The sequence below is a fragment of the Streptomyces sp. NPDC001135 genome (assembly GCF_053598395.1).
Genome location: NZ_JBSFKD010000062.1, coordinates 1 through 23,063, shown reverse-complemented (window position 1 = coordinate 23,063; position 23,063 = coordinate 1). Strand labels below are relative to the sequence as shown.

The window sequence follows — 23,063 nt, the reverse complement described above, 5'->3', positions numbered from 1 at the left end:
TCCTTCACCCGCCGCAGAGCTTCACCACACTGTCCCGGCCAGTAACCCCACGCTGACCGGACTCCCCACACGAAGGAGCTTGCGTGACCCCCCGCTACGCGCGTCACAAGCGCACCACTCTGGCCGTCGCCACCGCCGTCGCCGCCGGAGCCCTCATCACCACCGGTCTGGCCACGGGCGCGTCCGCCCAGACCCCGGCCGGCACCACGGCCGCCAAGCCGCTGGCCGCAGCGCCGACCGCGCTCACCGCCGCCGCCCGCACCTCCCTGATCCAGAAGGCGCAGGCCGGCGCGGCCGAGACCGCGCAGCACATAGGCCTCGGCACCAAGGAGAAGCTGGTCGTCAAGGACGTCGTCAAGGACGCCGACGGCACCGTCCACACCCGCTACGAGCGCACCTACGCGGGCCTGCCGGTGCTCGGCGGCGACCTCGTCGTCCACACCGCCAAGTCGGGCAAGACCGAAGGCGTCACCAGAGCCACCAAGGCCGCCATCAAGGTGGCCTCGCTCAAGCCGCAGGTCACCGCCGCCAAGGCGGAGAAGCAGGCGGTGTCCGCCGCCCGGACCCTCGGCTCGGCCAAGTCCACCGCCAACGGCGCCCGCAAGGTGATCTGGGCCGGCTCCGGCAAGCCCGTCCTCGCCTACGAGACGGTCGTCGGCGGCCTGCAGGACGACGGCACCCCGAACCAGCTGCACGTCATCACCGACGCCGCCACCGGCAAGAAGCTCTTCCAGTACCAGGGCATCGAGAACGCGACCGGCACCGGCAAGACCCTGTACTCCGGGACCGTCAGCCTCAACACCACGCAGTCGGGCTCGTCGTACAACCTGACCGACAGCACCCGGGGCGGTCACAAGACCTACAACCTGGCCCGCAAGACGTCCGGCAAGGGCACCCTGGTGGCCAGCTCGACCAACACCTTCGGCACCGGCACCGCCTCCAGCTCCTCCTCCGACCAGACCGCCGCGGCCGACGCCGCCTACGGCGCGCAGGAGACCTGGGACTTCTACAAGGCCACCTTCGGCCGCAGCGGCATCAAGAACGACGGCGTCGGCGCCTACTCGCGCGTCCACTACGGCAGCTCCTACGTCAACGCCTTCTGGGACGACAGCTGCTTCTGCATGACCTACGGCGACGGTGAGGGCAACACCGACCCGCTGACCTCCCTGGACGTGGCCGGCCACGAGATGAGCCACGGCGTCACCGCCAACACCGCCGGCCTGGACTACTCCGGCGAGTCCGGCGGCCTGAACGAGGCCACCTCGGACATCTTCGGCACCGGCGTGGAGTTCTACGCCAACAACTCGTCCGACAAGGGTGACTACCTCATCGGCGAGAAGATCAACATCAACGGCGACGGCACCCCGCTGCGCTACATGGACAAGCCCAGCAAGGACGGCGGCTCGGCGGACTACTGGTCCTCCTCGGTCGGCGACCTGGACGTGCACTACTCGTCCGGCGTGGCGAACCACTTCTTCTACCTCCTGTCCGAGGGCAGCGGCTCGAAGACGATCAACGGGGTGACCTACAACTCCCCGACGAAGAACGGCTCGACGATCACCGGTATCGGCCGCGCCAAGGCGCTGCAGATCTGGTACAAGGCGCTGACCGAGTACATGACCTCGACGACCGACTTCTCGGACGCCCGCGCGGCGACCCTGAGCGCGGCGTCGGATCTGTACGGCGCCAGCAGCACCGAGTACAAGACGGTGGCCGCGACCTGGAGCGCGGTCAACGTCACCAGCTGACCGAGCGACGGACGGGCGGGCCCGGGAAGAAGGCACTCCCGGGCCCGCCCTACCCTTGTGACCCATGTCCTCGGCGCCCTTCACCTACGAGCCGGTCGGCGCGACCCGCGACGACCTGACGTACTGCCCGCCCGGCTTCCACCCCCTGTACGTACGCACCCGCCTCGGCGAGGGCGAAAAGCTCTTCCACCGGGCCGCCGAGGCGGTCCTCACCTGGGAGATGCACCGCGCCCTGGGCGTGGGCATCGACGCGGGTGCCGACCGCGCGGCCCCCGGCGTCGACGTCACCGTCACCCTGGCCGCCCTGATCAGGGCCCCCTGCCGCATCATCTGGACGGCGGACGAACCCCGCCGCGCGGGCTGGGCCTACGGCACCCTGGAAGGCCACCCCGAATGCGGCGAGGAAGTGTTCCTGGTCGACCGCACGGGTGACGGCACGGTCTGGCTCACGGTCGCGGCCTTCAGCAAACCGGCCAAGTGGTACGCGAAGGCAGGCGGTCCGGCGACCCGGGGCCTGCAGCACGCGTACGCCCGCCGGTGCGGGACGGTACTGCGGAGGCTGTGCGAGGGCTTGTCCGAAGCATGATCCGAAGCGTGATCCGAAGAGCACTCCCCACCCTCTGACGACGGCCCGTGCCGGGGTCGGATTCCGGCCGACCTGTTCGCCGCACCCCCTTCTCGCGTTGTGATGCGCAAGGCGCCGATGTGATGATCCGGCACATGACCGAACACGGGGGCGACGCCGACTTATCGGCACGAATACCCAGGTCACGGCTGTACGACTACGTGGACCTGACCCGCACCGACCAGCGGGACACGACGGGACCGGAGACGTCCGAGGGCACCGGTTCGCCCGAGCATGCAGCAACCTCCACGGGCGCGGGCGTCGACTACGTCACCGACGAGGTCGGCAAGGGCCTGAAGCCCTGAAGAAGACGCCGCCGGCGATGTGACACATCGGGCCGACAGACCCGCGCTCCGAATCTTCACAACCCGGCCAAGGCGCCCACCGTGCTCGTTGACGTGTTCACTACCCCGGTCTGCTAAGTTTCGCCGGGTTCGGCAGACACGGGGGAGGAACACGTCCATGGCGTGGGACGAATGGGAGCAGCTGAAGGCCGAGGCCGCGCAGCGGCGCCAGAGCGGGGACGGCGCGGCCGGCACGCACATGCGGCTGAATCACGTGCCCGACGCGGGCGCCGGCGGCGGCCGGCCGGACATCGACATCAAGACCCAGGGCGTACACGGCGCGGCCGACGACACGGAGACTCTGTCGCGTCAGGCCATGCGGCGGCTGAGCCACTCCCTGGACACGAGCGACGAGGTGTACGGGGCCCACTACGGCAACGGATGGCTGAGCCCCGTCCAGCTCAAGGTGTGCGCGTTGAACTGGGAAGAGCACATGGTGTCGCTCGCCAAGCAGCTCGGTGACCTCAGCGCCAAACTGAGGGACTCCGCCCAGGGCTACGACAGCGCGGACGCCGAGGCCGAGGCTCGGCTGCACGCGGCCGTCCAGGATCTGGGGAAGGCCTGAGCATGGTCTCGTACGAAGGCATCAACAACGCTCTCCCCAAGAAGTGGAAGACGGCCGGGGAGGAGTGGGAGTCGCTGGCCAAGTACGCGCTCGACGCGGCGAAGGACCTGCGTGATCTCGGCGTCAAGCCCCTGGCCGACAACTGGACCGACGAGGTCGGAAAGGCCGCTGCGGGCAAGTTCGAGAAGCTGGCCAACCAGTTCGAGGTGGCCTACGACATCCTGCTCTCCGTCAAGATGGTCATCGAGGGCGTGACCACCGCCATCGAGACCGCCCACAGCACCATGCGCGAGGCCAACGAACTCGCCGACCGGTACGGACTCACGATCAACACCGACGGCTCGGTCAGCGGCCCGCCGGTGCACAACCGCACGGAGGCCGAGGATCTCGCGCCCTACCGGACTCAGGTGCTGGATCTCATCAACCAGGCCGTGGAGCAGGTGACCACCGCCGACAAGCTGGCCGAGACCGAGTTCGCCAAACTCGCCGGCCAGACCAACCTGACCGATCCGGACAAGGCGCTCAACGAACTGCAGACACACGCCTCGCACGTCGAGATGCAGATGCTGGCCGCCGACGTCCCGGTCGGTCAGGACTCGACGACCGTGCGCCAGTGGTGGGACGGCCTGTCGGCCCAGCAGCGCAAGGACATGATGCTGGCCGAGCCGGTTCTCCTCGCCAACCTCGACGGCATACCCCCGGACGTGCAGCGGGACCTGCGCGGCAACGGCAAGTACGACCGGGTCAAGCTGGTGCAGTACGCGCTCGACAACTGGGACAAGGGCGATCCCACCGACTTCGGCAACAACTGCACCAACTTCGTCTCCAACGCCCTGCACGCCGCGGGGATGAAGGAGAAGACGTCGATCTGGGGAACCAGCGACGACGACACGTGGATGATCGGCAACCGGACCGGTATCGACGAGGTCGACAAGCGGCTCGCCTACTCCGACACCTGGGCCGCCGCCGAGAACAACCAGAACTTCATGCTCAAGCACGGCGGCCAGGAGGTCCCGCCGTCCGAGGTGAAGCCGGGCGACATCATCTACTACGAGCAGGCCGGCCCCAACGACCACATCGAGAAGGGCAACACCCACCATGCCGCCATCGTCACCGCGGTGATGCCGGACGGCGAGATCAAGTACACCCAGCACAGCGACCCCAACCAGAACGTCAGTCTGGAGGGGCGCATCAACGCCACCGAGAAGCGAGAAGGCGCACAACACCTGCGGTTCGTCCGCCCCAACCCGGACTGGTACTGATGACTCCACCCACCCACGCCCCCTCACCCGTCCCGTCCACCGGCTCCACGGCGCGGCGCCGGCGTGTGCTGCTCGTCCCCCTGCTGACCGCCGTCTCCGCGGTACTGCTGTCCGCCCGCCTGGCCTGGGGCTCCGACACCTTCCAGAACTGCCGGTACCTGGGCCCCTCGACACGGATGTACGTCACCTCCTGGGCCGGTCTCGCCTGTGCCGTCGGTGCCCTGGTGGTGTTCCTCGCCCTTCCGCGCACGCGGCGGAGCGGGCTCGCGGCGGTGTCCGCGACGGTCGGGCTGCTCCTGGCCCTGGCCCTGCTCGTGACCGTCTACTGGCTGTACGCCCCGGACCCGTCCGGCGGGAACGACTGCTCCGGACTGCACCTGCTCGTGCCCTAGCGGCGGCCTGCGCGTGCGGACGCGCCGGGGTCGGAATCCGGCCGACCTGTTCGCCGTGCCCCCTTTTCGCGTTGTGATGCGCAAGGCACCGATGTGATGATCCGGCGCATGACCGAACACGGGGGCGACGCCGACTCGTCGGCACGAATACCCAGGTCACGGCTGTACGACTACGTGGACCTGACCCGCACCGACCAGCTGGACACGACGGGACCGGAGACGTCCGAGGGCACCGGTTCGCCCGAGCATGCGGCGACGTTCACCGGTACCCCGGACGAAGCCGACCGCAGGCGCAGGGAGTTCGCGGTGCTGCTGGGCGCGTTCCGCCGCACGGCGGTGCTGGTGCCGGTGGACGAGGAGAAGGCGCCCCTGACGGGCGACTACGGCGGCATCCGCTGGATCTACGCGTTCTCCCACGAAACGGCCCTGGCACGCTTCGCGTTCGCGCGCGGCGAGGGCGACCGGGCATGGGCGTACCGGCGGGTTCTGGGGGCCCGGCTGCTGGACGTGGGCGTACCGGCCGCAGGCGTGCCCTGTGGGGTGGCCCTGGATGTGGGGTCCGAGGGTGAGGGAGCGCTGTTCCCGCCGGTGCGCGGGATCGTGCCGGAGAAGGCGGCGGTCGACGTCGCCGCGAAGACGGGGGATGTGAAGTGACCGGCGGTGGTAGCGGCCCGGACCTGAAGGCGGAAGGGCTGGCGTTGATCGCCAAGGGCCTGACCGATGCCCTGGACGAGCTGAAGGACCTCGGCTCGATCGGCGACGCCGGGGTCGGCCGCGGGTTCGATGACATCGCCCTGTCCGGGCTGGAGCTGGGGCACGAGGGGCTGACCGGCGACTTCAAGTCGTTCTGCGACCGCTGGAAGTGGGGCGTGCGGGCGCTGGTCATCGAGGGCAACGCCTTCGCGCACGACACGGGTCTGGCGGCCGGCACGTACTACGAGACCGATCAGTACGTCGGCGGCGCGTTGAAGGTCGGTGCCAACTCCCTGGTGGGGAACCCGCACGCGTCCGAGGAGGACGTGGAGAAGATGAGCTGGGACCAGTGGGCCGACAGCACATCGGACGCCTACACCCACCCGGACTACAGCGAGAAGTCCTTCGACAAGGCCTGGGACAACAGCAAGCGGGGCTGGACGAACACCGGGCGGGACTTCATGCACTCGCAAGTCGCCGAGAACATGGGGGTCAGGCCCAGCGGTGTCCCGGACGCCGAGTGGAACAAGCTCACCGACAAGGCCTTCCCCGCCTCGCCGCAGGGCGGTGAGGGCTGATGGGCCTCGGCAAGATCGTCAACTCGATCGCGGGCGGCGCTGAACACGTCTACGACCAGGGCAAGAAGAAGCTGGGCGAGGGCGTCGACTACGTCACCGACGAGGTCGGCAAGGGCCTGGACCACGTCGGACTGCACGACTGGGCGAAAGCGGTCGAGGACTGGGGCGACGGACTGGCCTCCGACCTGGGCGCCACCCCGGGCGAGAAGCAGCTCGGCCAGAGCGACGAGGCGAACGAACTCCTCCACGGCAGTCCCCAGAGCATCCGCGACAGCGCCAAGCACCTGCGGGACTTCCACGACGCCTTCGACAAGGTCAGCCAGGGCCTGAGGAAAGTCGACTCCTCCGGCTGGCAGGGCGAGGGCGGAGACGCCTTCCGCAAGAAGTTCGACGTCCACCCCACCAAGTGGGCACAAGCGGCCGAGGCCTGCCAGACGGCATCGACCGCCCTGGAGTCCTACGCCGACACCGTCCAGTGGGCCCAGGGTCAGGCCAAGGAAGCCATCACCCTCTACGACAAGGGCGTGCAGGCCTCCAAGGACGGAGCCGACGCCTACAACAAGAAGGTCGACGCCTACAACGCCAAGGTGAAAGCGGGTCAGGACCCGGGCGCCAAGCCGGAACCGTTCCACGACCCGGGCAAGGCCGACATCACCGAGGCCGTCCACAAACTCGCCGGGGCCCGCAAGCAGCGCAACACCGCCGCCACCGAAGCCCAGGCCAAGGTGAAGGCGGCCCTCGCCCACGCACCCGCCGAGCCCCCGCCGTTCGAGCGCCTGAACACCGACTTCATGGACCGCATGTTTTCCGCGGGCACCGAGCTCACCCACATCGGCGGGGGCCTGATCAAGGGCACGGCCGGCCTGATCGGCTTCGTCCGCAGCATCGATCCCACCGACCCGTACAACGTCACCCACCCCGCCGAGTACCTCCAGGGTCTCAGCATGACCCTGTCCGGCCTGGTCTCCACGGGCTTGAACCCCGACCGTGCCCTGAACGACATGTGGAACCAGGCCCGCAAGGACCCCTCCGAGTTCGGAGGCCGCGTGTTCTCCCAGTTCCTCGTCGGTGACGGCGCCGGACTGGAGATGGGGCTGGCGCGGGACGCGGCCGGGGCGGCGGAAGGTGGCCTGACCCGCCAGGCGGCGGAAGCGGCGGCACGACGAGAGGCCCGGACCGGCGTTGAGGACACGGGCAGGACAACGGCCCGGGACAAAGTCAACGAGGACCCGCCCCGGCACTCGCACGACGAGAACAGCACGAAGGGCTGCGGCGACCCGGTCAACGTGGCCACCGGCAAGATGTACCTGCCGCAGACGGACGTCAGCCTCCCCGGCGCACTTCCCCTGATCCTCGGACGCCGCGTCGAGTCCGGCTACCGCCTGGGCCGCTGGTTCGGCCCTTCCTGGTCCTCAACCCTGGATCAGCGCCTGGAGATCGATGAGGAAGGAGTCGTCTACGTCACGGATGACGGCCTCCTCCTGTCGTACCCACACCCGGCACCGGGCGTGCCCACCCTGGCGAGCCACGGCCCTCGCCTGCCCCTGGACCGCGTGGACGGTGGCTACACCATCACGGACCCCGGCACCGGCCGGGTGTGGCACTTCGCCGACCGGGGCGACACGTTGGCGGTCCTGGAACAGATCGACGACCGCAACGGCAACTGGGTCACCTTCGAGTACGACGAGGCGGGCACTCCGCTCGGCGTGCACACGAGCGCCGGCCAAGGCGTGCGTATCACCACGGACTCGGGGCGGGTCGCCGCGTACCACCTGGCGGCGACGGGCGAGGAGCTGAAACGCTTCACCTACACGGACGGCGACCTCACGGGGGTCATCAACTCCTCCGGCCTGCCGCTCCGCTTCACCTACGACGACCGAGGCCGCGTCACGTCCTGGACGGACACGAACGACCGCAGCTACGCGTACGAGTACGACGACCAGGACCGCTGCGTCGCGCAGGGCGGCACCGCGGGCCACATGGCGCATCGCTTCTCTTACGGAGAGCCCGACCCGGCAACCGGTCTCCGGACCACGACCGCGACGACGGCCGAGGGGCACACCACCCGCTACCTGGTGAACGACACCTGGCAGGTGGTCGCGGAGACCGACCCACTGGGCGCGACCACCCACTACGTCCGCGACCGCTACCACCGCCTGCTCTCCGCGACGGACCCACTGGGCCACACGACGACGTTCCGCTACGACGACGAGGGCAACCTCACGTCAGTCGTCCGCCCGGACGGCCGCGAGTCGAGAGCGGAGTACAACGCCCTCGGCCTGCCGGTGAAGGTGGTGAACCCGGACGGCACGGTGATCCGCCAGACGTACGACGACCGGGGCAACCGCACCTCGGTGACGGACCCGGCGGGCCAGACCACCCGGTTCGCGTACAACGCGGCGGGCCACCTGACGTCGGTGACGGACCCGCTGGGCAACACGACCACGGTCGTCTGCGACCGCGCTGGCCTCCCGATCGAGGTAACCGATCCACTGGGCGCACGTACCCGATACGAGCGGGACGCCCTGGGCCGCCCCGTCGCGGTCACGGACCCCACGGACGCCACGACACACCTGCAATGGTCGCCCGAGGGCCACCTGACCCGCCGCACGGCCCCCGACGGTACGACAGAGACGTGGACGTACGACGGCGAGGGCAACTGCACGAGCCACACCGACCCGCTCGGCGGTGTCTCCCGCTTCGAATACACCCACTTCGACCTGCTGGCGGCACGCACAGGCCCGGACGGCGTCCGCTACGAATTCGACCACGACACCGAGCTGCGCCTGACAAAGGTCACGAACCCGCAGGGCCTGACGTGGACGTACGAGTACGATCCGGCAGGCCGCCTGGTGACGGAGAAGGACTTCGACGACCGCACACTGACATACGCCCACGACCCCGCCGGCCGCCTCGCCGCACGGCGAAACGCACTCGGCCACGTCACATCCTTCGAACGCAACGAACTCGGCCAGGTACTTCGCAAAGACGCGGCAGGCCAGGTCACGACCTACGCGTACGACTTCACCGACCAACTGGCCCAGGCGACGGGCCCGGACGGTACAACGCTTACGTTGCTGCGAGACCGCCACGGCCGCCTGCACTCGGAAACGGTCGACGGCCGCACGCTGACGTACGCCTACGACACGCTGGGCCGCCGCACCAGCCGCACCACCCCCACGGGCGCCATGACCACGTGGTCGTACGACGCCGCAGGCCGCCGCACAGGCATGGTGGCCTCAGGCCGAGCGATCGACTTCACGTACGACGAAGCAGGCCGCGAACTGACCCGCCACATAGGCGGAACGATAACCCTGGAGCACACCTTCGACGCACTGGGCCGCCTGACCACCCAGTCGGTGACCGGCGCGGAGGGCCGCACGGTCCAGCACAGGACGTACACCTACCGAGCCGACGGCAACGTCATCGGCATCGATGACCAGCTCTCGGGCGCCCGCCGCTTCGACCTCGACGCGACGGGCCGGGTGACGGCAGTACACGCCGCAGGCTGGACGGAGCGGTACGCCTACGACGAGGCAGGGAACCAGGCCCACGCAAGCTGGCCGACGGACCACCCGGGCGCGGAGGCGACCGGAACCCGCGAGTACACGGGCACCCGCATCACCCGTGCCGGCAACGTCCGCTACGAACACGACGCCCTCGGCCGCATCACCCTTCGTCAGAAGACCCGCCTGTCGCGAAAGCCGGACACCTGGCGCTACGAATGGGACACCGAGGACCGCCTGACCTCGGTGATCACGCCCGACGGCACCCGCTGGCGCTACACCTACGACCCCCTGGGCCGCCGCGCGGCGAAACTCCGCCTGGCCGAGGACGGCGAAACGGTCGTGGAGCGCGTCGACTTCACGTGGGACGGCACCACCCTCTGCGAACAAACCACGACGTCCCTCGACCTCCCCAACCCCGTCACCCTCACCTGGGACCACCAGGGCCTACGCCCGCTGTCGCAAGCAGAACGCATCACCGCGGCCGACGTCCCACAACAGGAAATCGACTCACGCTTCTTCGCCATCGTCACCGATCTCGTCGGCACGCCGAACGAACTCGTAGACGAGCAGGGCGAGATAGCGTGGCGCACCCGAAGCACCCTATGGGGAACAACGGCGTGGACAACGGACAGCACCGCGTACACACCCCTACGTTTCCCGGGCCAGTACTACGACCCCGAAACCGGCCTCCACTACAACTACTTCCGCCACTACGACCCGGAAACTGCCCGCTATTTCACTCCCGACCCACTCGGCCTCGCTCCAGCGTCTAACCCTGCCAACTACGTCGAAAATCCGCACTCCTGGTCAGATCCACTGGGCTTGTTCGGGTGTTTTGGAGCACCCAAAAGCGCGACTGAACTCAGAAATTCACCAGGGTCGACCACAGGAGGACACTCATTGCCAGATGTCGACGGGAAGTGGCTGAGAGGGTCTGAAGGAAACGCAGGGAAAGTCCCTGGACAGGTGGCCAGGGGACTACACGGGAGAGAGTTCAACAACTTCAACGAGTTCCGTAAGGCCTTCTGGGAAGAAGTTTCCAAGCATCCAGAACTGTCTGAGCAGTTCAAGGAATCTGGACAAAGTGCCATGAAGAATGGCAAAGCGCCATTCGTGGTCAAAGCCCAGCGGGTACCCGGTCAATACAGGTACGTATTGCATCATGTCCAACCAATCCAGCGCGGTGGCGGTGTCTACGATCTCGACAACATTGTCGTAGTGACCCCGCGCTATCATAAGGAGATACTTGACGGGAGTTACCATTTCGGCAAGTAAGGGTTGAGGCTGGACCGGAAGAGAGAGTCATGGCCGCAGGAAAGTCACGCCAAGAACTGATTCACATCGTTCAACAACTCATCGACGCCACCCTCCCAGAGGAAGAGGAAGATCGCCTCCTGGAAGAGTTGGAGGAAAGCGTGTTGCACCCGCGAGTGTCAGACCTCATCTACTACTCCGACCCTCCTTTGTCGGCCGAAGACGTAGTAGACCAGGCTCTCGCCTATCGCCCTATCGAACTCTAGAGAAAGGCACTGCACTCTCCGTTCCGCGGGCCGCCAGGGTGCCGGCCACCAGCGGGACCGCGCATTTCCCGGACTCTTTGGAACGGATCCACCACCCGCCGAGACGACACCCGCCGGTTGACGGCACGGGCCATGCCGGCGGTGTCCACCAACACAGCCAGGTCCGTCGTCCCTTCGGGCCGCTTAGTCGCTTCTAACCTGCCCAAGAGTGAAGTGCGTCAATGGTGACCTGAAGGGCCATCGCCGAAGGCGACGCGGGAGTGGAGCGCAGCGGAACGGGAGCGCCCTTGACGCACCTCGCGGAAGCCCGACACTGACCCAGAAGCGAGCGGCCCAATGGTCACTTGCTCACTCCGTGGCGAACAACTCCGTCACCTCCGCCGCATGCACCGCCCGCTGAGCCCACACCTCCAGCTGGGCCAGGTCCGTGCAGGCCATCACGCGCTCCCGGACAGCATCGGGCACCGGGATGCCGCGCCATTCCAGGACACGGAGGATCATCTCAGCCTTGGCTTCAGCCCGGCCCTGTTCCCGGCCCTCCTCCCGTACCTGTTCCGCCAGCGGGTGTCGCCAGAAGTACTGGATCGCCGTCATCAGGTCCCTCCACATCTGCTTCGCCTGGGGATCGGCCAGGCAGGAGTCGACAAACTGCACGAAGACTGCGGCACTGTCCGGGTCGATGGTCCGCAGGGCGGCGGCCAGGGATTCCAGTATGGCCGGAGCCTGGGGCCCACGCCCGTGTGTCATGGCCGAGAGCACCGCAAGGGGGACGTCCTGTTTGGCCTGCCGCTCGTCCGCGATCACCGGCACGTTGTCCGGGCCCAGCACCAGCGGACGCACCGTCAGTGAGTGCCAGTCCCTGAAGCCGAAGCGGATGGGGCGGGACGCCCACCGCGCGGTCGTACTGCTCTGGGTGATGACGATGAGCACGGGCTCACAGCGGTACTTCTCGTACAGGTAGCTCAGGTAGTACGGCCAGCTGCCCCGCTTGCGCTCGTCCACCTTCCCCTGCGACTCCACCACCAGCAGATACGTACCCTCGTCCGTCTCCGCCCGCAGCAGCGTGTCCACCCGGCGCTCGACCGGTTCGATCTCCGTCAGGTCCACGTTCAGCGCCGCGATCTCCCTGGGCTCGGGAAACGGCACGTGCAGCACCCGCTGTAACGCCCGCGTCAGCAGAGCCGGATCCTTCTGGAAGATCCGGTGCAACGCCTCATGCGACTGGCCCACCATCACGCGGCCCCCAGCTCACACCACACATACTTCCCCCGGTCCCCGAACCGGGCCGTCGGCCGCCAGCCCCAGTACTCCGAGCAGGCCTTCACCAGCCCCAGCCCCCGCCCGTCCTCCAGCTCCAGGCCGGTCATCTGCTCCAGCGGGCGCGGCGGATCCGGCGGCGCCGGGTCGGTGTCCCACGCCCCGATCCACACCATCCCCTCCGGCGTACGGCGGACCCTCAGCGCCGCCGGCCCCTTGGTGTGCCGCACGGCGTTCGAGACCAGCTCCGTCGCCAGCAGCTCCGCCGTGTCCACGATCCCGATCAAGCCGTGCAGAGTGAGGATCAGGCGCAGGGTGCGGCGGCACACCGTGACCGCTCTGACGTCGTTGGGGATGTACAGCGTGTAGTCCCAGGACTCGAAGGGCTCATTTTCGGGCATGCGTCATCAACTCCAGTCAGTCAATGGGGGTGTGGCGCACGGTGGCATTGCCGCAGCCGTCATGGCAGGACGGCACGGTGCGCTTCCGCTGCGTGTACGTCGCGTCACTAACCGTAGAGGTAACCTGTAACCCGCAGCAAGCCGATCACGCGATCCGTCCCCGAAAGAGAAGGAGCAGGCCGTGGTTCAGAGGCCGGAACCAACAGCACGGCAGGTGCGCCTGGGTCTCGAACTGCGCAGGCTCCGTGAGGCAGCCGGGCTCACAGCCATCCAGTCAGCGGCGCTGCTCGGGGCCAACAGGGTCCAGATCAGCCACATCGAATCGGGACTCAAAGGTGTGAGCGAGGAGCGACTGCGCCGACTGGCATCCCACTATGCCTGCACAGACACGGAGTTCGTTGACGCGCTCGTCGAGATGGCCACGGACAGAACGCGGGGGTGGTGGGAGGAGTACCGGGGCCTGCTGCCCACGTCTTTCCTCGACCTCTCCGAATTGGAGCACCACGCCCGGTTTCTGCGCCACGTGGCAATCCTGTACGTACCGGGCCTCCTGCAGACCGAGGGCTACTCCCGCGCCGTCTTCTCGTCCAGGCTGCCGGAACTGACCGGTAGCGAGCTTGAGTTGCGCATCCAGCACCGGAAGGCGCGCCAGAAGTTCACAGTCCCGTACGAAGCCGTGATCCACGAGGCGGCACTTCGGATCAGAGTCAGTGACCGCGCCACGTCGAGGGCTCAGCTCGCCCGCTTGCTCGAACTCTCCGAGGCGGACCACATCACGGTGCGCGTCATCCCCTTCGATCTGGACGGCTTCGCCAGGGCAGCAAGCACGATGACGTACGTGGGTGGCCCGCTGCCCAAGCTGGACACTGTGGTCCGCGACGCACTGCACGGCTCGGCCTTCATCGACTCCGAGGCTCAGCTCAACACCTACCGAACGAGTTTCCGTAAGGTGGAGGCCGCGTCACTCGACCCCGAGCAATCGCGTGAACTCATCCACAGGCTGGCGAAGGACCTATGAAGATCCCCATGGACAGGTGGCGGAAGTCGTCCTACTCAGGCCCGGGCGATGGCAACGAGTGCGTGGAGATAGCCACCACCCCCACCCACACAGCCATCCGCGACTCCAAGGACCCGGCCGTCGGCACCCTCACCGTCCCGGCCGGATCCTTCTCCCTCTTCATCGAGGCCCTGAAGAAAGCGCCGTAGCGGGCCCCCGCCAGGCACTTACCGCAGCAACACCCCCGCCCCCTCCACCACATCCTCCGAAGGCACCACCACCAGCCCCAGCTCCGCCGCGGAGGCCAGCAGGCGGTGGCTCGGGAGGATGCGGACCGTGTAGCCGTAGGGGCCGGTGCGGTCCAGGGCCAGGGGGCCCTCGTACAGCAGGCGGCCCTCCAGGTCGGGGGCCCCGGTCGGCTTCAGGGGGACCACCGTCGCATCCGTGATGCGGTCCTCCGCGTCCACCCGGCCCGACACCGCCTGCACCTCGACGTCGTCGGGCGTCAGGTCACCCAGGCCCACCTGGACCCGCAGGCCCACCGTCGTGCCCAACTGGGCGGTGGCGCTCGTCGCGGTCGTCTCCACGTGGTCCACGCTCACCCCGGGCCAGGCCGCCCGGACCCGGGTCTTCCAGGCGGCCAGCTCGCTCGCCGTCTCCGGGGTCAGCGCGCGGTGCGCCTGCGCGGCGGGGACGTAGAGGCGGTCGACGTACTCGCGGACCATGCGGCCGGCCAGCACCTTGGGGCCGAGCAGGCTGAGGGTCTGGCGGACCATCTGGATCCAGCGGTCGGGGAGCCCTCCCCGGCCCCGCTCGTAGAAACGCGGGGTCACCCGCTGCTCCAGGAGGTCGTACAGGGCCGCCGCCTCGATGTCGTCCCGCCGGTCCGGGTCCGTGCCCGCGCCGTCCGCCGTCGGGACGGCCCAGCCGAAGTCCGGCTGGAACCATTCGTCCCACCAGCCGTCCAGGACGGAGAGGTTCAGGCAGCCGTTCAGGGCCGCCTTCATGCCCGACGTGCCGCAGGCCTCCAGGGGGCGCAGGGGGTTGTTCAGCCAGATGTCGCAGCCGGGGTAGAGCTTCTGCGCCATCGCCATGCCGTAGTCGGGGAGGAAGACGATGCGGTGGCGGACCCGTGGGTCGTCGGCGAAGCGGACCAGTTCCTGCACCAGGCGTTTGCCGCTGTCGTCCGCGGGGTGCGCCTTGCCCGCGACGACGATCTGCACCGGCCGGTCCGCGTGCAGGAGCAGGTCCATCAGGCGGTCGCGGTCGCGGAGCATGAGGGTCAGCCGCTTGTACGAGGGCACACGCCGCGCGAATCCGATCGTCAGGACGTCCGGGTCCAGTACGCCGTCGATCCAGCCCAACTCCGCGTTCGCCGCGCCGCGTTGACGCCATGACGTCCGCAGGCGCTCACGTACCTCCAGCACCAGCTGTTCACGCAGGGTGCGGCGCAGCTCCCAGATCTCCTGGTCCGGGATGTCGGCGAGGGAGTCCCAGCGGTCGGTGCCGCCGACCGTCAGCGCGTCCTCGGCCCGCTCCGAACCGACCTGCCGGGCGCCGAGGCGCAGTACCTCCGGGGCGACCCAGGTCGGCGCGTGCACCCCGTTGGTCACGGAGGTGATGGGCACCTCGTCAGGGTCGAATCCCGGCCACAGGCCCGCGAACATCTCCCTGCTGACCTGTCCGTGCAGCAGGGACACCCCGTTGGCCCGCTGGGCCAGCCTGAGGCCCATCACGGCCATGTTGAAGAGGTTGGGCTCGCCGCCGGGGTACGTCTCCATGCCGAGGAGCAGCACGCGGTCCACCTCGATGCCGGGGAGCTCGGCGTCCGGCCCGAAGTGCCGGGCGACCAGCTCGCGGTCGAAGCGGTCGATGCCGGCCGGGACGGGGGTGTGGGTGGTGAAGACCGTGCCGCCGCGCACCGCCTCCAGGGAGGAGTCGAAGTCCAGGCCGCCTGCGCACAGTTCGGCGATCCGCTCCAGGCCGAGGAAGCCCGCGTGCCCCTCGTTGGTGTGGAACACCTCCGGCGCCGGGTGGCCGGTGAGGCGGCAGTACGTCCGTACCGCCCGGACACCTCCTATGCCGAGCAGCATCTCCTGCAGCAGCCGGTGCTCGCTGCCGCCGCCGTAGAGCCGGTCGGTCACCCCGCGTTCGCCGAGGTCGTTGTCCTCCACGTCCGAGTCGAGCAGCAGCAGCGGCACCCTGCCCACCTGGGCCAGCCAGATCCGGGCGTGCAGCGCCTTGCCGCCGGGCAGTGCGAGCGAGACCTGCGCCAGGGTGCCGTCCGCCTCCTTCAGCTGGGTGAGGGGCAGCTCGTTGGGGTCGAGCACCGGGTAGTGCTCCTGCTGCCAGCCGTCCCGGGACAGGGTCTGGCGGAAGTACCCGTGCCGGTACAGCAACCCGACCCCGATCAGGGGTACGCCGAGATCGCTGGCCGCCTTCAGGTGGTCCCCTGCCAGGATGCCGAGGCCGCCGGAGTACTGGGGCAGCGCGGCCGTGATGCCGAACTCGGGGGAGAAGTAGGCCACCGCGGCGGGCAGGCCGTCGGCCTGTGTCTGGTACCAGCGGTCGCCGGTCAGGTAGTCGTCGAGGTCGTCCGCGACCGCGCGGAGCCGGCGCAGGAACCGCCGGTCACCGGCCAGTTCGGCCAGCCTGGCCGGCCGTACCCGGCCCAGTGTCCGCACCGGGTCGCCCCCGGCCGCGGCCCAGGCCTCGGGGTCGGCGGACTGGAACAGATCGCGCGTTTCCGCATGCCAGGACCAGCGCAGATTGCGCGCCAGGTCACTCAGCGGCCGGAGGGGTTCGGGGAGAACGGGACGGACGGTGAACCGACGGATCGCCTTCACATGCCACCTCGGGCGCGTCACGGGGTGAGACGCACCGCGCTGTACGTCTCGTCGTCACCCTCGACGGTAGTGGTTACCCGGGGGTCGGTGGGGACGTCCTCAGGGCGTGGCGGGTTCTGTGAACTGCACGTCCCCGGGGAGGATGTGGCCGTGCTGCTGCAGGCGACGGGCCACCGCGGCAGGGGTGCGGGAGAGGGCGTGGGCCGTGCGGAGGATGTGGGTGAGGGGCACAGGCCTGCCGGCGGGGAGCCAGCTGGGAAGGGCGATGCCCTTGGCCATGTCCTTGCAGAGCAGGGCCACTTCCTCGCCGCGCCGCCAGTTCTCCGGCGCTGGTTCGGGCATCGCCTTGTAGCCGTAACGGCTCAGGCGCGCGACGATGTCGTCGGGCGGCATCCGCAGGTCGTGCGCGGCCCGCACGACGTGATGCCAGGGGACCGGCCGCTCCCTGTCCAACCATGGCTCGATGCCGTTGTAATCGCGACTGAGCAGCATCAGATCGGTGTGGTCGACGGGCCGCGCAGGATGCTCGTCCAGGGCGTACACCTCGTAACCGAGTTCCCCCAGCCGACGTGCCATCTCCTGCTCCGGCACCTGGTGTTTCCTGGCCAGACTCACGACGGCGGAGGGGCTGAACGGCGTCTGCCCCATGGAGTGGCGCAGGTGTTCGTTGTGGATGTCCTCGACCAGCCGCGTGAGGAACTGCAGGTCGTCCTCGGGCGGCAGTTCCGGCTGTGCGATGTCCAGCGCGACCAGTTTTCCCCGGAGTTCTTCCGGGCTCAGGAAATGCCGGCGAAAGACCCTGAGCAGGTGGTGCAGCGGTACGGGGCCGTCAGTCCGCCACCGCGGTCCGCCGACGGAGTACCAGCTGAGCAGATCGAGAACCACGGGGTCGGCCCCGGTGGGTGCGGGCTCCGGGGGGAGCCGGTACCCGGCCGCGACGAGCGCCTCGGTGATCCGGTCCGACTGGCCCGGAAACGCGGCGGCAGCGAGGGCCAGATGGACCTTCGGCACAAGCCGGTCCCGGCACAGCTCGGCACCGTCCGGTTCCAGGCCTTCCCGCAGTACCCGCGTGGGGAGACTCCCGGGGTCCGGCGGCCAGGGCCTGGACCGCGACCCGTTCAGTTCCCCGCGGGAGACGCGGAATCCCAGAGATTCCAGCAGGTCCGCGAGGGCGCGCCGACCAACGCCGTGCGCACTCAGGCGGTGGTCGGGGAACTCCGACCCCAGGTCGCGCCAGGGCGCTCGGCCGTCCCCGTCGCGGCTGAGCAGCCTCATGAGCCTGTGTGCCGAGACCGCCGTGCGCTCGGCGGCGGCCTCGGCCAGCACCCGCAGAGCCGTCTGACCGGGCAGCACCACACCGAAGGCGCTCAGGCGTTCCAGCACGTCCGCGAAGGCCAGCCCGCTCTCCTCCACGACCTTCAACAACAGGCCCGGAGGCAATGGCTTGCGAGGAACGTACGGCTGCAGAAGCACTTCGTCCGTGGGGCGTGCCAGGATCGGGGATCGAGTATGTACTCCGGCGGCCGGATCGGCGGCGGCCCAGGCCCTCGCCCGCCATTCGTGGAGGAAGCTGTACCGGGCCGTGATCACCTCGACGGTGCCGGTCGTCCCGAGACGGTCGGCCAGAGTCTGGTCGGCGGGGCAGCAGCCTACGACCGCGGCATCCGCCGTGATCTCCTCCCCCCTGTGGGTACGGAACGTGAACCGATGCCCACGGGCCACGGCCTCCTCCGCGATCCGGTCGGCCAGCGGCCCCTGCCGTCCGAACGATGACGTGCCGTCCCCTGGCCAGTCATCGTCCGTCCATCCGCCGAGCACCAGTGCACGCAGCCACCGCAGGGACAGCACAGGCGCGCCCTCGTCGAACAGTACGGGGATCTTGCGGATCAGCAGGCCGGCCACGTACTCCTCGTGTTCGTCCAGCATGACGGTGCGGTCGAGACTCAGAGTGGGAGCCTGCTTCCCGGTCAGGTTGATCACGGCGCCGAAGCGGGATTCCCCGGCCCACAGGCCGTCGGCCAGGACCGCCCCGCCCCCGGGGCACCACCACACACCGTCTCCGGCGTCCTGGGCCGCGACGGGCCCGTCCTCGTCCGTGGAAGCCCATGCCCCGTGTGCTGTTCCGCGGGAGGAGTCGGGGCCGACATGGGCCGACAGCCGACCGGGCTCCCACTGCAGCAGCTCCTTGCCCTCCTCCCGCACCTGCACGGAGAAGTCCGACACCCAGAGGTTCCGGCGCAGTACGGCGCCGCAGGAGATCGTCTCCTCCGGGTTGCGCAGATACAGCCGGACCTTGGTGCCCGACTGGAGCATGTGCCAGTCGGACTCGATCCGGAACAGCGCGCCCGGGCCGTCGATGCGGACGACGAGCCGCTCGCCGGTCCGCATGTCGTCGCCGAGCCTGCTGGTGGTCACCCTGATCTCGTCGGCGAGCATGAAGTAGCTGAGCACACCGACGCCGAACCTGCTGTTCGGGTGGAAGGGGATCCCCGCCCTTTCCCACTCGGCCCACTCGGCGAGGAACTCCCGCTCCTCCACGAACCGGCTGCCGGCGAAGGAGAACAGCCGGCGCAGTTCACGACGGCCCATGCCGATGCCGTTGTCGTGGCATTCGATGTAAGGGCGGCCGTCCTCCACCCCCTGGGTGAAGACGATTCTGCCCTGCCAGTCGGCCGGTTCGTCGGGATGGTGGAGGTTCCACAGCTCCGTACGGGCCTTGCGGTACCGGCAGGCGTCCAGCGCGTTCTGGTACAGCTCGCGCAGGGCGAGCGTACGGTCCCGGTAGAGCTGTTCGCCCATGAGCAGATCCCGGACCCGGTCGCCGTCGAGCCGGAAACGCACATCGGCCGCTTCGTAACGGGGCTTGCCGTCGTCCCGGGTGGCGGGCGTGACGCTGCCCGCGCCGAAGCCGGCCGGGACACCCCAGGCAGCCACACGGTCGCCGTCCGGGCGGCCCAGCACCGCACGTACGGTGCGGTCGAGGGCCTCGGTGTGCTCGCGCAGCGCGAGCTCGACGGCCTGGTGCGGGCACTTGACGGACAGCACCCGGCGTGGGGCCTCCGGCTGCCAGGTGAGCCCGCGCAGTGCCGCGCGGAATTCGGTACCGACGACCGGGTCGCTGATGCCGAGGTGCTCGGCGACCAGGGAGGACAGCAGGACCGGGTCCACGGCCATGTGGTGGGCGACGGTGAGCAGCGTGCCGACACGCTCCCAGTCGACGGTGTGCTCGGCGGCGTGCTGGGCCGCGACCGTGTCGGGTTCCGGCGGCGGTGCCTGTTCCAGGTCCAGGCCGATGAGGCCGGCCAGTCGGCACAGCCGGCCGGGGCTGAGGGCCTCGCGCACGAGGGGCGGCGCGAACTCCTCGGTGTCAGGCAGGCGTTCCAGGCCGGCGAGCCCGGACCTTCGTACGTCCTCGCGGGTGCCGGGCAGCCGCAACAGCCACTGCCGGGCGAGCCACCAGGCGACGGCACGGGCCTCGTCGTCCCGGCCGCGCTCCCTGGCCCGCCGCTCACGGTCCCGCAGGGCCTGGTGCGCGCCGCAGTACCGCTCGAAGTCTCCGCGGGCGGCGGTGGCCGGGTGGTTCCCCGGGAGCGGGCCGTCCGCCAGCGTCCACGGCCGGATGTCCCGGGCCTGATGGGCGAGCCAGGTGCCGAACGCGGTGTAGAGGAACGGACCCAGGACGAGCAGCGCGGCCTCGGTGAGGCCGAGGTCGGGCGACGGCCCGGCGGCACCGCGCAGCATCGTCTGGACGCACCTCCCCATGCGGCTCTCGCACTCGGCGGGCCGCCAGACGTCCCCGTGCTCGGCCAGCCATGTGTCGGCTCTGTCGGTGTCGCGTCCCCACAGTCCGACGAGCCGGACGACCGCGTCCCGTACCTGGGCGACGGCCGCCTCCTTCTCGGCCTCGGTCAGCTTCTCGGGCCGGATCCGCTGCCACGCGTCGTGCTCGGCGGCCGCCTTCTGCCAGCGGTGCTCCTCCGCCTGTCCTTCCCCCTGGACGCCGTGGTGCGGGAAGAGCAGCAGGCCGTCCCGTCCGGTGGTGAAGTTGATCTGGACGCGCTGGCCGGACCGGCCGCGATCGTCCCGTGCGATCGTGCGGACCCGTTCGTCCAGCAGGGGCTCCAGCTCGTCCAGGGTGCGGGGTGCCGATGGGTCGCGAGCCAGCTCCGTGAGCGCCTTGGTGAAGTAGGAGAATCCGGTGGTCTCGTCCGGAACGGGAGCCCGACGCTCGGCGACCGGTTCGTCCGCGTAACCGAAACCCGCGGTTTCGTACCGGGCGCAGGCGTAGACGTGCGCGTACCGGGGCCCGGACGTGTCGTGGTCCTCGTAGCCGGTGGCGCCTTTGCTCCAGTCCAGCACGTCGCTCATGGACTTCGTGAATCGATCGATGGGGTCCCGGCAGGCGTCGACGGCCACGACGAGCTGGGCGGCACGTGACTTTCTCAGGAACGATCCGAACTCGATCCGCAGGCAGTGGCTCTCGAACCGCAGTGATCTGCGCTGTGCGGGCCCGGTCACCAGGTAGTCCAGGCCGTCGGAGTGGAAGCCGTGCCCGGAGAGGAGGAGCAGCAGGTGGTCGCCCGGCGCCGCGTCCCGGACGAAATCCTCGATCTCCTCCTCGATCGCCTGGGCGTGCAGCGCACCGGCTTCCAGGACTTTCGCCTCCTGGTACCCGGCCGCCTCCAGCGCCTCAGCCGCCGCCCGCAGTTCCGTGGTGATGAATCGCAGCGACCGGATGGTGTCGTCGCGGTACTGATCCACGCCCACCAGAAGGGCGCGGAACCGCCTGTGTCTCCCGTCCGGTCCGCCTCCGCTAGCGGTCACCGCCGGCCGGCCGCGGGGTGAGGGTCAGCTGGATGCCTCCGGTGCGCTGCGCCTGGCCGCCGACACCGACGACGACGATCTGCCCCGAGGCCGTGAGTTGGCAGGACACCTGCACCTGGGAGATGCCCCAGCCGTCGGGACCGGCTTCCTGCAGACCGTCGAACGCGTCTCGAAGGCCATGGAGCGTGCGGGTCAACTGGGCGTTCAGATCAACGGCTTTGAAGGTACGGCGGCGGACCCGTGCCGTGTCCTCGTCCTCGTCGCGCCACGAGCGCAGGGACTTGTCACGCACGTCGTCGGGGCCGTCGTCCACCACGAGGAACTCGAGCTCCCCGACGGACTCCACCGACTCCCCACCGTACGGCTCCATACCCTGGTTCCCCCACGTCGACCGGAACATCTCGCGCCGATCATAGGCCTGTTGGGTGACGTGAAGGACCGGTTCGCGGGCACCCGGAAGAAGGAGGCCGGTCTTGTGGGTGGACTTACGCGTGAGTAGTTAACAAAGTATCCGGATTGCCCACCCGAACCGGGTGGGAAGGCTCCTCCGGTACACACCCCACAGGCGTCACCCAGCACCTCCGCAGGACCCACCTCCCCACATCCATCCGCCACACCCACGTTGACGCGGACAGGAGCGGTCATGCCCGCCATGCACCATTCGTCACCACCTCCGAACAGCGACAAGGCCACGGCAGCGGCACCGGCGAAGAAAGCCTCGGCAGCGGCGAAGAAGGCCGCGGCAGCGACGCCGGCGAAGAAGGCCACGGCAGCGGCGAAGAAGGCCGCGGCGGCACCGGCGAAGAAGGCCGCGAAGAGGACAGCGGCCAAGAAGACGGCGAAAGCCGCGAAAGCCGTGAAGCCCGCCGCCGGCGTACCCGGACCGCCCGGCCCTGCCGACGCCCCGCCCGGCCGCGCCGGCTCTCCACCCGCCTCCGGGGAGACCACCCTCGGCCGTATCCCCGTCCTGGACGTACGCCCCGTGGTCCTGCAGGGGCGCAGGCCGGCCAAAGCGGTGACCGGCGAGTCGTTCGAGGTGTCCGCCACCGTCTTCCGCGAAGGACATGACGCCGTCGCGGCGAACGTGGTGCTGCGCGACCCGGCCGGCCGGCCGGGACCGTGGACGCCGCTGCGCGAACTCGCCCCGGGCACCGACCGCTGGGGCGCCACCGTCACCGCGGGGGAACCGGGCCGCTGGACCTACCAGGTGGAGGCCTGGTCCGACCCCCTCTCGACCTGGCGGCACACCGCCCGGATCAAGATCCCGGCCGGCATCGACACCGAACTGGTCCTGGAGGAGGGCGCCCGGCTGTACGAGCGGGCGGCCGCCGGAGTCCCGGAGCGGCAAAGGCAACCCGTGCTGGACGTCGTGGCGGCCCTGCGTGACGAGGACCGCCCGGCCGCCTGGCGCCTCGCGGCGGCGCTGGCCCCGGAGGTGGACGCGGTGCTGGCCCGCCATCCGTTGCGGGAGCTGGTCACGGCGTCCGATCCGATGCCGCTGC

The 23,063-nt window shown here is 69.3% G+C and carries 18 protein-coding genes; 13 read left to right on the top strand and 5 right to left on the bottom strand.

The features are described 5' to 3' along the window. Window positions 1-83 precede the first annotated feature (83 nt). The 10 genes from ACWC94_RS41115 to ACWC94_RS41070 all read left to right on the top strand — a co-directional run bounded on the left by ACWC94_RS41115 (window position 84) and on the right by ACWC94_RS41070 (window position 11,236). Window positions 84-1,748: a M4 family metallopeptidase gene (locus ACWC94_RS41115; RefSeq protein ID WP_450802751.1), complete on the top strand. Its 1,665-nt coding sequence runs from the start codon at window positions 84-86 to the stop codon at window positions 1,746-1,748. Window positions 1,749-1,812: 64 nt separating this feature from the next. Continuing rightward, window positions 1,813-2,334, top strand: coding sequence for a DUF1990 domain-containing protein (locus tag ACWC94_RS41110; protein WP_450802750.1), 522 nt, complete (start codon window positions 1,813-1,815; stop codon window positions 2,332-2,334). A gap of 134 nt (window positions 2,335-2,468) precedes the next feature. After that, complete coding sequence (locus ACWC94_RS41105) at window positions 2,469-2,678, top strand: hypothetical protein (protein WP_450802749.1); 210 nt, start codon at window positions 2,469-2,471, stop codon at window positions 2,676-2,678. Window positions 2,679-2,835: 157 nt separating this feature from the next. Continuing rightward, a complete protein-coding gene (locus tag ACWC94_RS41100; RefSeq protein WP_450802748.1) occupies window positions 2,836-3,282 on the top strand; it encodes a hypothetical protein in 447 nt (148 codons plus the stop codon). Between the two features lie 2 nt (window positions 3,283-3,284). Then, a complete protein-coding gene (locus tag ACWC94_RS41095) occupies window positions 3,285-4,544 on the top strand; it encodes an amidase domain-containing protein (RefSeq protein ID WP_450802747.1) in 1,260 nt (419 codons plus the stop codon). Continuing rightward, entirely contained in the window at window positions 4,544-4,936 is a 393-nt protein-coding gene (locus tag ACWC94_RS41090; RefSeq protein ID WP_450802746.1) for a hypothetical protein, read from the top strand. The genes ACWC94_RS41095 and ACWC94_RS41090 overlap by 1 nt, the downstream gene beginning before the upstream one ends. Before the next feature lie 108 nt (window positions 4,937-5,044). Further along, window positions 5,045-5,590: a hypothetical protein gene (locus ACWC94_RS41085; protein WP_450802744.1), complete on the top strand. Its 546-nt coding sequence runs from the start codon at window positions 5,045-5,047 to the stop codon at window positions 5,588-5,590. Further along, window positions 5,587-6,207, top strand: coding sequence for a hypothetical protein (locus ACWC94_RS41080; protein ID WP_450802743.1), 621 nt, complete (start codon window positions 5,587-5,589; stop codon window positions 6,205-6,207). The genes ACWC94_RS41085 and ACWC94_RS41080 overlap by 4 nt, the downstream gene beginning before the upstream one ends. Continuing rightward, complete coding sequence (locus ACWC94_RS41075) at window positions 6,207-10,991, top strand: putative T7SS-secreted protein (protein WP_450802742.1); 4,785 nt, start codon at window positions 6,207-6,209, stop codon at window positions 10,989-10,991. The genes ACWC94_RS41080 and ACWC94_RS41075 overlap by 1 nt, the downstream gene beginning before the upstream one ends. Before the next feature lie 29 nt (window positions 10,992-11,020). Then, window positions 11,021-11,236 (top strand): bacteriocin immunity protein, encoded by a 216-nt coding sequence (locus ACWC94_RS41070; RefSeq protein ID WP_450802741.1) that lies wholly within the window; start codon window positions 11,021-11,023, stop codon window positions 11,234-11,236. Window positions 11,237-11,584: 348 nt separating this feature from the next. On the opposite strand, the gene ACWC94_RS41065 is transcribed toward ACWC94_RS41070, so the two are convergent. Then, on the bottom strand, window positions 11,585-12,469 hold the full coding sequence (locus ACWC94_RS41065) for a hypothetical protein (RefSeq protein ID WP_450802740.1): 885 nt from the start codon (window positions 12,467-12,469) through the stop codon (window positions 11,585-11,587). After that, window positions 12,469-12,894 carry an ATP-binding protein gene (locus ACWC94_RS41060; RefSeq protein WP_450802738.1) on the bottom strand — a complete coding sequence of 142 codons (426 nt, stop codon included), beginning with the start codon at window positions 12,892-12,894 and terminating at the stop codon, window positions 12,469-12,471. The genes ACWC94_RS41065 and ACWC94_RS41060 overlap by 1 nt, the downstream gene beginning before the upstream one ends. A 181-nt stretch (window positions 12,895-13,075) precedes the next feature. Between ACWC94_RS41060 and ACWC94_RS41055 the strand changes: the two genes are divergently transcribed. Both ACWC94_RS41055 and ACWC94_RS41050 read left to right on the top strand, forming a co-directional pair. Further along, a complete protein-coding gene (locus ACWC94_RS41055; RefSeq protein WP_450802737.1) occupies window positions 13,076-13,912 on the top strand; it encodes a Scr1 family TA system antitoxin-like transcriptional regulator in 837 nt (278 codons plus the stop codon). Window positions 13,913-13,920: 8 nt separating this feature from the next. Next, complete coding sequence (locus ACWC94_RS41050; protein ID WP_450802735.1) at window positions 13,921-14,100, top strand: DUF397 domain-containing protein; 180 nt, start codon at window positions 13,921-13,923, stop codon at window positions 14,098-14,100. Between the two features lie 18 nt (window positions 14,101-14,118). On the opposite strand, the gene ACWC94_RS41045 is transcribed toward ACWC94_RS41050, so the two are convergent. The 3 genes from ACWC94_RS41045 to ACWC94_RS41035 all read right to left on the bottom strand — a co-directional run bounded on the left by ACWC94_RS41045 (window position 14,119) and on the right by ACWC94_RS41035 (window position 21,931). Then, window positions 14,119-16,737, bottom strand: coding sequence for a glycosyltransferase family 1 protein (locus ACWC94_RS41045; RefSeq protein WP_450802734.1), 2,619 nt, complete (start codon window positions 16,735-16,737; stop codon window positions 14,119-14,121). Between the two features lie 99 nt (window positions 16,738-16,836). Then, on the bottom strand, window positions 16,837-21,504 hold the full coding sequence (locus tag ACWC94_RS41040) for a wHTH domain-containing protein (RefSeq protein WP_450802733.1): 4,668 nt from the start codon (window positions 21,502-21,504) through the stop codon (window positions 16,837-16,839). Between the two features lie 46 nt (window positions 21,505-21,550). After that, window positions 21,551-21,931, bottom strand: a complete 381-nt coding sequence (locus ACWC94_RS41035) for a Pepco domain-containing protein (RefSeq protein ID WP_450802731.1) — start codon at window positions 21,929-21,931, stop codon at window positions 21,551-21,553. A 273-nt stretch (window positions 21,932-22,204) separates the two neighbouring features. On the opposite strand from ACWC94_RS41035, the gene ACWC94_RS41030 reads away from it, so the two are divergent. Beyond that, window positions 22,205-23,063: maltotransferase domain-containing protein (locus ACWC94_RS41030; RefSeq protein ID WP_450802729.1), on the top strand; the 859-nt coding region annotated here is incomplete at its 3' end.